This is a genomic window from Algibacter lectus, assembly GCF_900112395.1.
GTDB classification, from domain to species: Bacteria; Bacteroidota; Bacteroidia; order Flavobacteriales; family Flavobacteriaceae; genus Algibacter; species Algibacter lectus.
The window spans coordinates 37,822-52,279 of record NZ_FOLN01000005.1 but is presented as its reverse complement, the minus strand read 5'-3'; the positions used below and the strand labels follow the sequence as shown (position 1 = coordinate 52,279).

At 32.6% G+C, this 14,458-nt stretch carries 9 protein-coding genes; 7 read left to right on the top strand and 2 right to left on the bottom strand.

All coding sequences use genetic code 11. The features are described 5' to 3' along the window. Positions 1–69: 69 nt before the first annotated feature. Positions 70–1,314, bottom strand: coding sequence for a peptidase T (pepT, locus tag BM246_RS10155; RefSeq protein ID WP_074937661.1), 1,245 nt, complete (start codon positions 1,312–1,314; stop codon positions 70–72). A 192-nt stretch (positions 1,315–1,506) separates the two neighbouring features. Between pepT and BM246_RS10150 the strand changes: the two genes are divergently transcribed. Then, positions 1,507–2,541 (top strand): quinone-dependent dihydroorotate dehydrogenase, encoded by a 1,035-nt coding sequence (locus tag BM246_RS10150; protein WP_074937658.1) that lies wholly within the window; start codon positions 1,507–1,509, stop codon positions 2,539–2,541. Here the strand turns inward: BM246_RS10150 and BM246_RS10145 are convergent, their stop codons facing one another. Beyond that, on the bottom strand, positions 2,542–3,726 hold the full coding sequence (locus BM246_RS10145; RefSeq protein WP_139221877.1) for a zinc-dependent metalloprotease: 1,185 nt from the start codon (positions 3,724–3,726) through the stop codon (positions 2,542–2,544). Between the two features lie 407 nt (positions 3,727–4,133). Between BM246_RS10145 and BM246_RS10140 the strand changes: the two genes are divergently transcribed. The 6 genes from BM246_RS10140 to BM246_RS10115 all read left to right on the top strand — a co-directional run bounded on the left by BM246_RS10140 (position 4,134) and on the right by BM246_RS10115 (position 14,331). Further along, entirely contained in the window at positions 4,134–4,997 is an 864-nt protein-coding gene (locus BM246_RS10140; RefSeq protein ID WP_074937654.1) for a hydroxymethylglutaryl-CoA lyase, read from the top strand. 294 nt (positions 4,998–5,291) lie between these two features. Beyond that, positions 5,292–6,488 carry a DUF4856 domain-containing protein gene (locus tag BM246_RS10135; protein WP_074937651.1) on the top strand — a complete coding sequence of 399 codons (1,197 nt, stop codon included), beginning with the start codon at positions 5,292–5,294 and terminating at the stop codon, positions 6,486–6,488. A gap of 35 nt (positions 6,489–6,523) precedes the next feature. Further along, on the top strand, positions 6,524–7,624 hold the full coding sequence (locus BM246_RS10130; RefSeq protein WP_074937648.1) for an imelysin family protein: 1,101 nt from the start codon (positions 6,524–6,526) through the stop codon (positions 7,622–7,624). Between the two features lie 85 nt (positions 7,625–7,709). Continuing rightward, positions 7,710–9,092: an HTTM domain-containing protein gene (locus tag BM246_RS10125; RefSeq protein ID WP_175489789.1), complete on the top strand. Its 1,383-nt coding sequence runs from the start codon at positions 7,710–7,712 to the stop codon at positions 9,090–9,092. Next, the gene (locus BM246_RS10120; protein ID WP_074937645.1) at positions 9,073–11,496 is read left to right on the top strand and encodes a TonB-dependent receptor domain-containing protein; all 2,424 of its coding nucleotides are present in this window, start codon (positions 9,073–9,075) and stop codon (positions 11,494–11,496) included. The genes BM246_RS10125 and BM246_RS10120 overlap by 20 nt, the downstream gene beginning before the upstream one ends. 75 nt (positions 11,497–11,571) lie before the next feature. Next, entirely contained in the window at positions 11,572–14,331 is a 2,760-nt protein-coding gene (locus BM246_RS10115; protein ID WP_074937642.1) for an outer membrane beta-barrel protein, read from the top strand. The last annotated feature ends 127 nt before the right edge of the window (positions 14,332–14,458 follow it).

The window sequence follows — 14,458 nt, the reverse complement described above, 5'->3', positions numbered from 1 at the left end:
AACTAAAATAGCGCTAAAACCTTCAGGTCTTAGCGCTATTTTTATAAATAAGTATATGTGTTGAAGTTCTTAGTTTCGAGCTTCTTCTGCTGTTAACTCTGCAATTTTACAAATGACTTCAGTAGCTTTTATAATGCTTTCTACAGGTACATATTCATAACGCCCATGAAAGTTATGGCCACCAGCAAAAATATTAGGACAAGGTAAGCCCATGTAGCTTAATTGCGATCCGTCTGTACCACCTCTAATGGCTTTAATTAACGGTTCAATATCTAATGCTTTCATCGCTTTTTCTGCAACATCAACAATATGCATTACAGGTTCAATTTTTTCACGCATGTTAAAATACTGGTCCTTAATTTCTGTAGTAATCACTTCGTTTCCATATTGCGAATTAAGTTCAGCAGTAAGTTTTAGCATCACTTCTTTTCTAGCTTCAAAATGGCCACTATCATGATCGCGAATAATATATTTTAAAGTGGTTTCTTCAACATCACCTTCCATATTATGTAAATGGAAAAAACCTTGATAATCTGTAGTATGCTCAGGTGTTTCCATACGTGGTAGAGAATTAATAAACTCGGTAGCAATATACATGGAGTTTATCATTTTACCTTTAGCATAACCGGGATGCACAATTTTGCCTTTAATTTTTACAACCGCTCCAGCTGCATTAAAGTTTTCGTATTCTAATTCACCAATTTGACTACCGTCCATAGTGTAGGCCCACTCGGCTCCAAATTTTTCAACATCAAATTTATGAGCACCTCTTCCAATTTCTTCATCTGGAGTAAATCCAATACGAATTTTTCCATGTTTAATTTCTGGGTGTTGCACTAAGTATTCCATGGCAGAAACAATTTCGCAAATTCCAGCTTTATCATCTGCACCTAAAAGCGTTGTGCCATCTGTGGTAATTATCGTTTGTCCTTTGTATTGTAATAAATCTTCAAAATAATCTGGAGATAGAATAATGTTTTCAGCTTCATTTAAAACAATATCTTTTCCATCGTAATTTTCGATAATTTGAGGTTTTACGTTTTTACCTGTAAAATCTGGCGATGTATCAAAATGAGAAATAAACCCAATAGTTGGTACATTGTGATCTACGTTGCTAGGCAATGTAGCCATAATGTATGCGTTTTCGTCGATGCTAACATCTTCTAAACCAATTTGTTTAAGTTCTTCGGCAAGTTTGTTAGCCAAATCCCATTGTTTTTCTGTACTTGGTGTAGTTTGAGATTCTGGATCAGACTCGGTATCCACAGTTACATAACCTACAAAACGTTTTATGATATGTTCTTTTGAAATCATTTTAGAAAAATTTTAATGTATTTGAGGGAAAAAATGTTCTTGATTTTAATATTTCAAAAATACGATTTTTAGCCATGAATTCACGAATGTTTTCATTCAAATAATTAGGAGACAAGATTCAAATATTTAAATTTTCAGGCGTTAGAATTGTTCAATTTTTTAATTAAACCTATTTTTGCACAAATAATCCTGATGTACAAACAATTACTGCGCCCGATATTTTTTTCTTTCGATCCTGAAAAAATTCACCATTTTACATTTTCATTAGTAAAATTCACTTCTAAAATCCCTGGTTTTAAATCTATATACAGGAGTTTATATGTTATAGAAAACCCTAAATTAGAGCGAAATGTATTGGGGCTAACTTTTAAAAACCCAGTGGGATTAGCTGCAGGTTTTGATAAAAATGCCGTGCTATACAATGAATTGGCAAACTTTGGATTTGGTTTTATTGAAATAGGAACTGTAACTCCAAAAGCGCAAGAGGGAAATCCTAAAAAGCGTTTGTTTCGTCTAAAAGATGATCGAGGTATTATTAACCGAATGGGTTTTAATAATGAAGGCTTACAAGCTGCTATTGTTCAACTTAAAAAGAATAAGGGAAAACTTATTATTGGTGGGAATATTGGTAAAAACACGCAAACAAAACCTGAAGATTATACTAAAGATTATTTAGAGTGTTTTAACGCCTTGCACCCTTATGTAGATTATTTTGTACTTAATGTGAGTTGCCCTAATGTGGGGTCGCATGCTAAGTTAAATGATAAAGATTATTTAGAAGAGTTAATTGGAGCGGTACAAAAAGCCAATGGCACGTTTGCAACTCAAAAATCTATAGTTTTAAAAATTGCACCAGATTTAAATAATGCGCAGTTAGATGAGATTATTGAATTGGTAAAAGACACGAATTTAGATGGTGTAATTGCAAGTAATACCTCTATGGATAGAAGTGGTTTAAAAGCTTCTCCCGAGCGTTTAGAAAGTATTGGTAATGGTGGTTTAAGCGGACAACCTGTTAAGGATAAAAGTACAGCCGTTATTAAATATTTATCTGAAAAGAGTAATAAAGCCTTTCCTATTATTGGAGTTGGTGGTGTACATTCTGCTAAAGATGCTTTAGAGAAAATTGACGCAGGCGCCGATTTAGTTCAAATTTATACCGGATTTATTTATGAAGGTCCTAGTTTGGTGAAACAAATTAATAAAGCAATTTTGAATAGAGGTTAGTTATTTAACAAACCTTCTAATTACAGTAGAGTTTCCGTTTTGCAGTTGTAGAATATAACTTCCAGCAGGTAAACGGTTCACATTAATTTCATTATTTTCAACATAACCATTTGCCAGGGCTTGACCTTGTAGGTTAACAATTTTGAAGTTTATTGCGGTTTCTATTTTGGTAGACGATAGGTAAATATTACCATTTTGTACAGGGTTAGGGAATAGCTTAACTGCAGTTAAACTATCTTTATCGTAATCCTCTTCCTCTATAACTATTTCTGGAACAACGCCAGGTTGCGTAAATCTATTTTTTTCTAAAGTAAAATAAGTATACATGCGTATTATTTGTTCCTTAGAGAAGTATGTTCTACAAGCTTTTAACGAATACGACATCATGTTGCTAGTATCAGGATTAAAAGTATCACCATTTGCATCGGTAGCGCTACCTGTGTAGTTACAAAAATTATCAACGTTATCGCTTGATAATCCTGGATCTGCAGGAGTGTCGCATATGCCATCACCATCAGTATCGCAGTTGCTACCATCAACCAGTTCTGTAGTTAATTGCGTGTTACTAACACCGTGTGTGTGCACTAGAGATAATATATGTCCAATTTCATGTGCTAAAGTAGAATCATTAATGGAGCAGCTATTTTTCACAACTATAATATCTCTATTATCCGCATTATCGCTATAACCACAAATTGAAGATTTTGATGAGTTTGTTAAATATTCAGCAAAATAAACGTTTAAAATACCAGGAATATAATGGTTCTCTAATAAGGTTTTTTCGTCACCTTTTTCAAACTGCATTAAGTCACTATCATCAATATAATCTACACCTTCATAAAGTATAAAGTTTACAAGGGCGCCATCAAACATGTTGTTTAAGTTTTGAAATGCTTTTTCCAAATCGTAAGCACGTAAGCCTCCAGAACCATTAGAATAACGAATGGCATGAACTTTTATGTAAACATCTTGAGCATTTGACACATCTCCTTTGCTATTAGCCGATCGTTGTTGAAACATCGATTGTTTAGCAGCTTGGAGTTCAGCTTTATGCGTTTTGAAATAGTTTGAAGTTTCGGGAGAAGTCACCGTTTGGCACTCTTGTACAACTTCATTTTGTCCATAGCTAAATACGCTAACGAACAATGTAAAGATGAATGTAAAAAGTAATGATGCTTTATTCACGAATGGTATTTAGGTTTGGGGTAATTTCTAATCAAATGTATTTCATAATTCGGATTAGTAAGAATAAAAACGTTATACTTATTGATATACTCGTTCAGCGTACCAAGTGGTAATTTTTTAGGTTCAAAAGTGTTAAATTTTAACATTATTTATTGGTGTAATCTTTTATAAATGAAGGGTATAGGTTTTATAGTCTCGCAGATTTGTTTATGCTTTTTAAGTTAAAAGCTTGGAAATGGGTTTAGTTTTTATATAAATAATGGGTTTTTAGAATGTTATGTGTTTTTGAGGTTTCTTTAAGAAGTCGTTTTATCATTTACATTTTTAGAGAACCTAAAACAAGACTTCTATCTATTCTTTTTTCAGAAAAATAATAGTATTTTTAACAACTATATTTTTAACTGTTTATGCAAAAACCCGTAAAAATTATTGAGTGCCCTCGTGATGCTATGCAAGGTATTAAGGCTTTTATTCCAACGGAAAAAAAAGTACAATACATTCAGTCGCTTTTGCGTGTAGGCTTCGATACTATTGATGTTGGGAGTTTTGTTTCTCCCAAAGCTATTCCGCAAATGGTAGATACATCACAGGTTTTAGAGCAGTTAGATTTAAGTAAAACTACTAGTAAATTATTAGCCATTATTGCTAATACTCGCGGTGCAATAGATGCGTGTCAGGAAAACGTTATAGATTATTTAGGATATCCATTTTCGATTTCAGAGAATTTTCAAATGCGTAATACCCATAAAACCATAGCAGAATCTGTGGTGACACTTTCTGAAATTTTAGAGCATGCAGATAAATCTAGTAAGGAAGTTGTAGTCTATATTTCTATGGGGTTCGGAAATCCGTATGGTGATCCTTGGAATGTAGATATAGTAGGTGAGTGGACAGAAAAATTAGCCAATATGGGTGTTAAAATACTTTCTTTAAGTGATACTGTTGGCACATCAGATCCGGAAAGTATTAATTACTTATTTTCAAATTTAATTCCTAAATACCCAGAGATTGAGTTTGGTGCACATTTACATACCACACCAACGAGTTGGTTTGAAAAGGTAGATGCGGCTTACAAAGCAGGATGTTACCGATTTGATGGTGCTATACAAGGTTTTGGTGGTTGCCCAATGGCGAAAGATGAATTAACAGGAAATATGCCAACCGAAAAACTTCTATCTTATTTTACTTCACAAAAAAACAATGATTTAAACGCGCTTAGTTTTGAAAGTGCTTATAATGAAGCTTCAAAAATCTTCAAAGTTTATCATTAATTTTGAATTTCTTACTTATAAAAAGTGAGATAAATCTTAATTTTTAGTTTTAAAATTGTCTTAGATACCAAGGCGCTTATTGTTATATGTAAAAATTACAAGTAATTTATTTTCATCATTCTATGCTTTGTAAACGCTTGATATATCTACCTTTTTTTGTATTTACATGAAATCATGTGTTTCTTTATTTTAATTTGTTCTAAATAAACTTTGTTGAAGTTATTCTGTGTTTTATATTTGCAACTTCAAATTAAAAATTATTTGTAATAAGTCTAAATAAAACAATAACTTATAATGAAAAAAATAGTATTCAGTCTTTTTGTAGCATCAGCATTATTTCAATCTTGTTCAAGTGATGATGATGGAGGACAAACTTCTCAAGTAGAAGCACCAACAACATACACCTTTTTAAGAGATGGAAATTCGTCGGTAAGTTATAGTGGACAAACCACAAGAATTTTAATGGCAGAAGAGTTGGTTGCTGGGTTAAAAGTTGAAACAAACACAGAAGAGACTTTAGACGCTATGTTTGCTCATATAGAAGGAGCAAGTGATTTTAGTGATGCAGATTTAAACGCATCAGATAAAAGTGTGCGTAGTAAAGTAGCAGCTTCAACAGATTTTTTCTCTGCTAACACTACAGAAGCTAACGAAATTAAAGCTGATTTTGACGGATGGATTGCATCACAAGTAAATGATGTTTTTCCTAACTGGAGCTTTACAGCAGCAGCTGGAGAGGCAGGCGCTTTACAACAAGCTGGTGGTGGTACAACCCGTTACTTAAACGAAAAAGGATTAGAATACAACCAAGCTTTTGCTAAAGGTTTAATTGGTGGATTAATGGTCGATCAAATCCTTAACAACTATTTAAGTCCAGCAGTTTTAGATGCAGGTACAAATATTGCAGATAATGATAGTGAGGTTTTAGAAGAAGGTAAAACATACACTTCTATGGAGCATAAATGGGATGAAGCATTCGGATATTTATACGGAAACGAAGCAGACGCTGCTAACCCTGTTTTAGATGTAGATCAGTTTTTAAGTGAATATTTAGATCGCGTTGAAGCAGACGAAGATTTTGCGGGTATCGCTTCTAAAATATACAATGCTTTTATATTAGGTCGTGCTGCAATTGTTGCTAACAACTATACAGTTCGTGATGCACAAGCAGAGATTATTAAAGAAAATATTTCAGTAATACCAGCAGTTAGAGCGGTGTACTATTTACAATCAGGAAAAAATAATTTAGGTATAGATAATGCATCTGCATTTCATGCATTATCAGAAGCTTACGGATTTATTTACAGTCTTCAGTTTACCAGACAACCAAATTCAAATTCACCTTATTTAACAAAAACAGAAGTAGATGCTTATTTAGAAGAGCTTATGGAAGGTAATGGTTTCTGGGATGTTACGACTAATACTTTAGATGAAATTTCAGATGAGATTTCTGCTAAATTTGGTTTCACAACAGAAGAAGCCTCTAACTAGAAACTTTAGTTTTTAGAATTAAAACAACATGTAGTATGATTAAAAAGATTTTTTTAGCAGTAATAACCTTAACATTTATTGTGGCATGTAGTTCATCATCATCATCTGATGATAGTCCATCGGTAAGTCCCGATAATTTTGATAGAGGCGCCTTATTAACCAATTTGGCAGATAATATCATTATTCCTGCATATCAAGATTTGTCTGAAAAATTAACGACGTTAACGGCAGATAAGGATGCTTTTATAGCCGATGCAAATCAAACTAATTTAGATAACTTAAGAGCATCTTGGTTAGAAGCTTATAAAGTTTGGCAACATGTTGAAATGTTCAATATTGGTAAAGCTGAAGAGTTAACCTATAGTTTTCAAATGAATATCTATCCGGTTTCTACTACAGATGTTGAAGCTAATATTTCTGCTGGAAATGCCGATTTAACACACGTTAATAATAACGATGCCGTTGGTTTTCCTGCTGTAGATTATATGCTTTACGGTGTTGCAGATAGTGATGCTGCTATTTTAACTAAGTATGAAGATGATAAGTATAAGGCTTATTTATCAGATTTAGTAAACCAAATGGAAAGCTTAACCGAAACAGTTTTAACAGATTGGACTTCTAGCTACCGTGCAACTTTTGTTAGCTCGACTTCCAATACAGTAACGAGTTCTTTAAATAAGTTTGTAAACGATTATATCTTTTACTTCGAAAAAAGTTTAAGAGCGAATAAGTTTGGAATTCCAGGAGGTGTTTTTTCAACAGATCCGTTACCAGAAAAAGTAGAAGCTTTTTATAATCAAGAAGTTTCAAAAACATTAGCTTTAGAGGCTTTAGCAGCTTTTCAAAATACATTAAACGGTACTTATTATAGTGCTAGTGCTACTGGCGAAAGTTTTAAAACCTATTTAACCGAATTGGAACGTACCGATTTAAGTACTTTATTGAATACAAGAATAGATGCCGCAAGAGCAAAAGTTAATCTTTTAGATGATAATTTTTACTCACAAGTAAATAGCGATAATGTTAAAATGACAGAAGCTTATGATGCTTTACAATTAGTAGTAGTATCATTAAAAGTAGATATGCTACAAGCTTTCAATGTGAGCGTCGACTATGTTGATGCCGATGGCGATTAAAAACATATAAATATTACTAAAAAGGTTGTCTATTAAAAAAGACAACCTTTTTTGCGTATCACTAAATTCAAATGGCATACTTTTAATGAGATTGAATATAAGTACATATCTAAATAAAACAACAAGCGCAGCCCCATTGGCTGTGTTTCGTGTTTTCTTTGGTATCATGATGTGCTTAAGTATAGTTCGGTTTTGGTATAACGATTGGATCGATTTACTGTATATACAACCTAAGTTTCATTTTACGTATTTTGGATTTGAATTTATAAAACCACTAGGCGTTTATACCTATGTATTGTTTGCAATTTGCGGTATCGCAGCCCTTTTTGTGGCTTTGGGTTTTAAATATAGGATAGCCATTATTACATTCTTTTTAAGTTTTACTTACATTGAATTAATGGATAAAACCACCTATTTAAATCATTACTACTTTATTACTTTACTTAGTTTTATAATGATTTTTCTTCCTGCCAATGCGCATTTCTCGGTAGATAATATATTCAGAAGAAAAACGTATCAAAGCATTCCAAATTGGACTATTGATAGCATAAAACTCCTTTTAGGAATTGTCTATTTTTATGCTGGCTTAGCAAAACTTAATAGCGATTGGTTATTTAAAGCCATGCCTTTAAAAATTTGGTTGCCTTCAAAATATGATTTACCGTTTATTGGCGAAAACCTCATGCAACAAAACTGGTTTCATTTCGTAATGAGCTGGAGCGGTATGCTATACGATTTGTGTATTCCGTTTTTATTATTGTACAAAAAAACACGCTGGTTTGCCTTTATTTTGGTAGTTGTTTTTCATGTGTTTACTCGGGTTTTATTTCCTATTGGTATGTTCCCGTTTATTATGATTGTTTCAACTTTAATATTTTTCGATGCTAGTTTTCATCAGAATATTATAAGGCTTTTAAAACGCCTATTAAATGCGTTATCTCTTCGGAAACCATCATTGCAAGCAAGCAAATTAAATGTTTATTCCCAGTTTCAACTTAAAAGTAAATCGCTTATTATTCCATTATTTGTTCTGTTTTTCAGTATTCAATTGGTATTTCCGTTTCGTTATTTAGTATACCCAAACGAACTATTTTGGACCGAAGAAGGGTATCGTTTTTCATGGCGCGTTATGCTTATGGAAAAAATGGGTATTGCAACGTTCAAGATTGTAGATGCCGATACAGGACGCTTTTTTTACGTGAATAATAAAGATTTTTTAACCCCTTTTCAGGAAAAACAAATGAGTTTTCAACCTGATTTTATTTTGGAATACGCACATTATTTAGGCGATCACTTTACGGAGCAAGGACACAAAAATGTTCAGGTTTTTGTGGAGAGCTATGTGGCATTAAATGGTAGATTAAGCGCTCCATATATCAATAAAACCGTAGATTTGTACGCGGAAAAAGAATCATTTAAACCAAAACACTGGATTTTACCATTTAAGGATGATATTAAAGGACTTTAAAATAATACTAGCACTTTTAATTAGTGCGTTAGGTTTTGCACAGCACAACGTTTCTGGAACGGTGACTTTTTCGAAAACAAATGCACCAGTGGCCGATGTAAAAGTTTACGATAAAACATCGGGAGTTCTTGCAACTACAGATAATTTAGGATTTTTTAAATTTGAAACGTCTAAAAAAGAATTAACCTTGGTGTTTTTTTCTTTTGAATATGCTGTGGAAGAAGTTACTATTGAAACCGAAAACGCTTCAATCTTAAATATTACTTTAAAAGATTTAACTCAGAATTTATCTGAAGTTGAAATTACAGCACGTAAGCAACGCATTTTCGAATTAAAACGTTTAAATGATGTTGAGGGCACTGCTATTTATGCCGGTAAAAAAACGGAAGTGGTATTGGTAGATCAGTCTATGGCAAATTTAGCATCTAATAATGCAAGACAAATTTATAGTCAGGTAGCAGGTTTAAATATTTACCAAAATGACGATGCCGGATTGCAGTTAAATATTGGTGGTCGTGGTTTAGACCCAAACCGTACGGCTAACTTTAATACCAGACAAAATGGTTATGATATTAGCGCGGATGTTTTAGGATATCCAGAAAGTTATTACACACCAGCTTCGGAGGGTTTGTCAGAAATTCAGGTGATTCGAGGTGCGGCTTCATTACAATACGGAACGCAGTTTGGAGGTTTAATTAATTTTAAAATGAAAGAACCAAACCCGAATAAACCTCTAGAAGTGATTAGTAGATTCACTTTGGGGAGTTATGGGTTGTATACCAATTTTACAAGTGTTAGTGGTACTAAAAACAAATGGAGTTATTATAGTTATTTCAACTATAAAAAAGGAGATGGGTTTCGTCCAAACTCTGAGTTTGAATCTAAAAATGTATTCGCACATTTAGGGTATAAATTTAACGAAAAAACAAAGTTAACAGGCGAGATAACCTACATGCGCTATTTAGCCCAACAAGCTGGCGGATTAACCGATGCTATGTTTAACGAAGATCCGTACCAAAGTAACCGTGCTCGAAACTGGTTTCAGGTAGATTGGTTGCTTTATAATCTAAAATTAGATCATAAATTTTCTGATAAAACAAATTTTACTTTTAACTTTTTTGGGTTGAATGCCTCTCGTGATGCTTTAGGTTTTAGAACCAACCGAGTAAGTCAGGTAGATTCTAACCAAGAACGCGATTTAATTAAAGGTGACTTTAAAAACTTTGGTTTTGAGTCGCGTTTGCTTACCAAATACAAAGTATTTAATAAGGATGCTACGTTTTTAATTGGATCTAAATTTTACAAAGCCGATAACTATCAAGAACAAGGCCCTGCTAGTGATGGTATTGGTCCAGATTTTGACTTTACCAACGACGAGTATCCTAATTATCCAAACCAGTCGCAATTCGATTTACCTAATTTAAACGTTTCTGTTTTTGGTGAAAATATTTTTTATGTATCCGATAAGTTTTCGGTAACACCAGGTTTTCGATTTGAATATATAAAAACCCAAAGTGATGGTTTTTATAAAAACATAAATACCGATGCTGCTGGCAATGTTATTTTTGAAGAAACGGTTGAAGATAACCAAAACTTCGAGCGTTCGTTTATTTTATTAGGTTTGGGGCTTAGTTACAAACCTAATACCAATTTTGAAGCTTACGGAAATGTATCTCAAAACTACCGTTCGGTTACGTTTTCTGATATAAATATTGACAATCCTGCGTTTTTAATTAGTCCGGATATTACCGATGAAGAAGGTTTTACAACCGATTTAGGTATTCGTGGGAATTTCAATAATATGGTGTCTTACGATTTGGGTGTTTTTGGACTGTTTTATAAAAAAAGAATTGGTTTTGTAACCATTGTAGATACCGATGGAAGTATTAAAAACGAGCGTGGTAATATTGGGGATGCAGTAATGTATGGCGTAGAATCTTTATTCGATTTTAATTTGAAGAAAATTTTCAACTTAAATAATAATGTTAAGCTTAATTATTTTATAAATACATCGGTTATTAATTCGGAATATACCAATTCTGAAAAAGCAGGTGTTAAAGGAAATAAAGTAGAGTTTGTTCCTGATTTAAATTTAAAAATGGGACTTAACGGTGGTTATAAAAACCTATTGGCTAATATTCAATATAGTTATTTAGGTAGTCAGTTTACCGATGCTACAAATTCTATAGAGGCTAGTGAAAGCGGTGTTGTAGGTGAAATACCTGAATATGATATTTTAGATGTATCGCTTTCTTACAGTTATAAAAATTTCAAACTAGAAACAGGAGTAAATAACGTTTTAGATAACGCATATTTTACACGTAGAGCTACTGGCTACCCAGGACCGGGAATTATCCCGTCATCGCCAAGAAATTGGTATACCACACTTCAAATTAAATTTTAAAAATATTTGTCATTTTGATTTAAACCTTTGGTAAAAGCTTTAGTCTAAAACTAAACCAAGCAAAAACCAATCAGTTTGAAACAATTATTTCTATTTCTTTTATTAGCATTTAGCACTACGCTCTTTGCTCAACGTTTTACTTTAGAAGGCCAAGTAAAAGATCCGGACGCCATCAGCTTAGAAGGTGCCACAGTTTATGTACAAAGCCTTAAAGACAGTATTACCATGGCTTATGGTATTACTAATAAAACAGGGCAATTCTCGATAAATATTAATGCAGAAGAAGAAACGAAACTTTTATTTAATGTTGCTTATTTAGGCTACCAACCGTATTCTAAAGATATTGATGTGCCTACGGAAAATAAATTTAATATGGGTACGGTTACCTTATCCGATCAAATAGAAGAATTAGATGTGGTTTCTATTATAGGGAAAGCTCCACCAATTGTTATTAAAAAAGACACTATTGAATATAATGCCGATAGTTTTAAAACGTTGGCTAATGATCGTGCAGAAGATTTACTTAAAAAACTGCCAGGCGTAGAGTTTGATATAGACGGAAATATTACGGTAAATGGCGTAGAGGTGGAAGCTATTAATGTGGATGGTATGGAGTTTTTTGGTGAAAAAATGGGAGATATTGCTCTTAAAAATTTACCCAGTAACGTAATTAGTAAAGTTCAAGTTACCGATTACAAAACCAATTTACAAAAGTTTACAGGTGAAGAGTCCGATTCGGGAACCAAGGAGATTAACATTAAAATTAAAAAAGGTAAGAATACAGCGTTTTTTGGTGATTTAAATGGAGGTGTAGGTACCGATGATAAATATCAGGCCAATGCCAACTTATTCCAAATGATAGATGGTAAACAAATTGGGTTTATTTCGGGAACCAATAATATAAATATGCGCCGTGGTTTTACGGCCTTGCCAGATGCCAAGTCTAGTACTGGTTATGTAGAATCGGATTTTGTTGGAGCCAATTACTCCAAAGGAAAATGGAACGAAACTCGTGTAAACGCAAATTATAAATACAGCGCAAATAATGTAGATAATAGTAGTTTGAGTTTTAGAGATAACTTTTTGCCAGACTTAAATTACACCACCGAAACGGTAAGTAATAGCACTACAGATAGTGATAACCATAGTGGCGATTTGGATTTAAAATTTATTATTCCTTCAAAAAATAAATCGTCTAACAATAAAATACAGCTATCTAACGAACTTAATTTTAATAGAGATACTAGCGATTCTTTTTCCGATTCTGCTACAGAATCTAAATCTAACGATGGCGAAGATATTAGCGATTATAATGCCAATAGCGAATCGACTTCTATTAGTAATAGCATTGATAATACCATAGGAGCTATTGTGAGAACAGGAAAAGGACGTGATTTTTTCAATCTTAAATTAAGCACCAATTTTGATAATTCAGAGAGTGATTCTAAAAATTACTCAGAAAATATATTGTATCAAAGAAATACAACGGAAATTCAAGATCAAGTTAGAAGTACAGATAATTCAACCTCAAACATTAATTTTAATGGGTATTGGTTTAAAGAGTTATTTACTAATTTCAGAATTATACCAAAGTATAGCGCTACTATTTACCATAATAAAAATGAGAAAAACGTTTTCGATTTTAATGAAATAGATAATGATTATTCCGATTTTAATGAGCAACAAAGTTTTGATAGTAAATATGTAACTACAACCTTAAAGCCTGCATTAAGGTTTAGATACGAGTATAAAGATTTTAGGTTTGAAGTAGAAGGTGCGTATACAAATACTTTTAGAAAATATACCGATGAGTTAATTACTGAAAGAAATTTTAATGCAGAATTCGATTACATAACTTATTCAAGTAGAATTCGTTATCGTGATGATAAAGGCTATAAAAATATCTCTTTAGATTATAATCAAAATGTAGATTTGCCATCATCAACACAATTACAACCTGTTGCTGATGTAAGTAACCAAACGCATATTTACACTGGAAATCCAGATTTAGAACCAGGTTTAAGTCATAATTTAAGATTCCGATATCAAAACAATATTGCCTTTAATAATATTACCATTAATGCAGAAACAAAAGCAGAGTTTGTAGAAGATAAAATTATTAATTCGACTATTACAGATGCCGATTTAATTAAGTACACCACCTATGATAATATTAACGGCGATTATTCGCTTAGTGGTAATGCTTCTATTTCTAAATCATATTTCAGTCAAAACACAAATATTAATATGAGTGCTAAGTTTGCGGCATCATACGATAACAATATTTCTATTCAGAATGGAGTGAAATTTTCTGGAAAAAATACCGTTTACAAGCCTTCTGTAGGTTTTAAGTACTCTTATAATAACAAATTCGATTTCGGAATTAATTATAGCTATTCTGTAAATGAAACTTTGTATGATACGGATGCTTTTAATGATAACGAATATTTTGTTCAGAATTTAAAATTAGATACCTCTATCTTTTTCTTTAAAAATGCTTTTTTCTCTAATAAAATAGCATACCAATATAACAGTAGAGTAGGAGATGCTTTTGATGGCGATGCTGTATTTTGGAATGCAGGTTTGGGTGTGCAACTTTGGAATAATAAAGGTACATTAACCCTTGTAGGATACGATATTTTAGGTAAGAATAATGGATACAGACGTTCGGTTACCGAAACCTATATTCAAGATATAGAAAACAAAATTTTAGAGCAATATTTTATGCTAACATTCTCTTATAAATTTGGTAGAATTGCAGGGCAAAACATGAATGTGAGACCAGATAGTCCAAGTGGAAGAGGTGGTTATGGTGGCGGAAGACGCGGTAGATAATATCTCTGCTTTTTTTAATATGCCGTGCAGTCTATGAGCTAAATGTTAAGAATTGGCTTTATTAAGGATTTCATCTTAATAAAGCTAATTTAAACCGAAAAAAATGCTTAGATTTGTACGCAATTAT

What these genes read in the sequence shown, in the direction of transcription:
- BM246_RS10125 (WP_175489789.1), top strand. Translation starts at nt 7,710, where the DNA reads ATGAGATTGAATATAAGTACATATCTAAATAAAACAACAAGCGCAGCC.
- BM246_RS10140 (WP_074937654.1), top strand. Translation starts at nt 4,134, where the DNA reads ATGCAAAAACCCGTAAAAATTATTGAGTGCCCTCGTGATGCTATGCAA.
- BM246_RS10120 (WP_074937645.1), top strand. Translation starts at nt 9,073, where the DNA reads ATGATATTAAAGGACTTTAAAATAATACTAGCACTTTTAATTAGTGCG.
- BM246_RS10150 (WP_074937658.1), top strand. Translation starts at nt 1,507, where the DNA reads ATGTACAAACAATTACTGCGCCCGATATTTTTTTCTTTCGATCCTGAA.
- BM246_RS10135 (WP_074937651.1), top strand. Translation starts at nt 5,292, where the DNA reads ATGAAAAAAATAGTATTCAGTCTTTTTGTAGCATCAGCATTATTTCAA.
- pepT (WP_074937661.1), bottom strand. Translation starts at nt 1,314, where the DNA reads ATGATTTCAAAAGAACATATCATAAAACGTTTTGTAGGTTATGTAACT.
- BM246_RS10130 (WP_074937648.1), top strand. Translation starts at nt 6,524, where the DNA reads ATGATTAAAAAGATTTTTTTAGCAGTAATAACCTTAACATTTATTGTG.